The 2,002-nt window shown below is 77.1% G+C and carries 2 protein-coding genes; both read right to left on the bottom strand.

Annotated features, from left to right (window positions below; genetic code table 11):
- Positions 1-649: beta-ketoacyl synthase N-terminal-like domain-containing protein (locus KBX37_RS33680; RefSeq protein ID WP_210779860.1), on the bottom strand; the 649-nt coding region annotated here is incomplete at its 3' end.
- A 6-nt stretch (positions 650-655) separates the two neighbouring features.
- On the bottom strand, positions 656-2,002 hold a 1,347-nt coding region (locus tag KBX37_RS33675; RefSeq protein WP_210779859.1), incomplete at its 5' end, for a beta-ketoacyl reductase.

Here is a 2,002-nt window from a genome sequence, read left to right as displayed (position 1 = left end):
GGGCCAGGCCGCACTCGCCAGCGCGCAGCGCGTGCGCGGCCAGGTGCACCGAGACCAGCGACGAGGAGCAGGCGGTGTCCACGGTGACCGCGGGGCCCTCCAGGCCCAGCGCGTACGCGACCCGGCCGGAGGCGACGCTGGCCAGGCTGCCGACGCCCTTGGCGGCGTAGTCGTGGTAGACGAGGCCGGCGAAGACGCCGGTGGCGCTGCCCTTGAGCGAGGCGGGGTCGATGCCGGCCCGCTCGACGACCTCCCAGGCGGTCTCCAGCAGCAGCCGCTGCTGCGGGTCGGTCTCCCGCGCCTCCCGTGGGCTGATCGTGAAGAAGTCGGCGTCGAACTCCCCCGCGTCGTGCAGGAACCCGCCGTTGACGCAGTATGTCCGCCCGGGCGTGGCCGGCTCCGGGTCGTACAGGCCGGCGACGTCCCAGCCGCGGTTCTGGGGAAAACCGCCGATCGCGTCGCCGCCGGAGGCGACCAGCTCCCACAGGTCGTCGGGGGTGCGGACGCCGCCGGGGAACCGGCAGGCCGCGGCGACGATCGCGATGGGTTCGTGCCAGCGCTGCTCGGCGTCGTGCAGCCGCCGCCGGGTCTGCTGGAGATCAGCCGTGGCGCGCTTGAGGTAGTCGCGCAGCTTGTCGTCGGTCGCCATCGCCGCTCAGCCCATCCCCAGGTTGTCCAGCACCGCGAACAGTTCGTCGTCGGTCGCCATGGCCAGGTCGTCGTCCGTGCCGTCCGGTGCGGCCGGGTCGTGCCGGGTCCGCCACTCGCGCAGCACCGCCTCCAGCCGGGCCGTGACCCGGGCCGGGTCGCCGTCGGTGGGGCCGGCGAGCAGCGCCGCGAGCCGGTCCAGTTCGGTCAGCACCGGGTCGTCCCCGGCGACGTCCCGCGCGCCCAGCTCGGCGGCGAGGTGGGCGGCCAGCTCCCGCGAGGTCGGGTAGTCGAAGACCAGCGTCGGCGAGAGCCACCGCCCGCACGCCTCGCTGAGCGTCCTGCGCAGCTCCACGGCGGCCAGCGAGTCGAAGCCGAGGTCCTGGAAGGCCCGGTCCGGCTCGACCGAACGCCAGTCGGGGTGGCCGAGGACGGCGGCGACGTGGGTGCGGACCAGCTCCAGCAGGAAGCGGTCCCGATGGTCGTCGGGGAGCCCGGCGAGGCGATGCGTCAGGTCGGGACCGGTCGGCGCGACGCGGCGGGCCGGTAGCCGGACCACCTGCCGCAGCAGCGCCGGCAGCGCGTCGCCGGTGGCGCGCAGCGCGGCGACGTTGAGGCGTACCGGGACCAGGGCGGGGGTGGTCTGCCCGAGCGCCCGGTCGACCAGGGCCAACCCCTCGGCGACGCCGAGCGGGTGCAGGCCCATCCGGTCCAGCCAGGGCGGCCCGGCCGCCCACGCGCCGAAGGCGAGGGCGGTGGCGGGCAGCTCGCGGGCGGCCCGGTGGGCGGCGAGCGCGTCGAGGTAGGTGGCCGCCGCCGCGGTGGCCGGCCGGCCGGCGCCGAACATCAGCCCGGCGGCCGAGGAGACCAGCACGAACGCGGCGAGGGGCCGGTCGGCGGTCAGCTCGTGCAGGTGCCAGGCCGGGTCGACGGTGGCGCGCAGGGCGGCGGCGAACGCCTCCGGCGCGGTGGTGGCGAGCAGGCTCTCCTCGCGTACGGCGGGGGCGTGGACGACGGCGGTGAGCGGGTGCTCCTCGGGGATCGAGTCGAGCAGCGCCGCCACCGCCTCCCGGTCGGTCAGGTCGCACGTGGCGACGGTGACGCCGGCGCCGAGGTCGGTCAGCTCGGCGAGGAGGTCCTTGTCGGCGTCCTCGGCGGGGTCGACGGCGAGCAGCAGGTGGCCGATCCGGTGCTCGGCGACCAGGTGCCGGGCGATGGCCGCGCCGGGTCCGCCGGTCCCGCCGGTGACCAGCACCGTGCCGTCGGTGTCCCAGCGCGGTGGCGCGCCGGCCCCGGCGGTGGCCCGGGTCAGCCGGGGCAGCAGCGCGCGGCCGTCGCGGACGGCCAGCTCCGG

The sequence above is a fragment of the Micromonospora sp. U56 genome (genome assembly GCF_018070095.1).
GTDB lineage: Bacteria > Actinomycetota > Actinomycetes > Mycobacteriales > Micromonosporaceae > Micromonospora > Micromonospora purpureochromogenes.
This window is presented reverse-complemented; position numbering and strand designations above follow the sequence as displayed.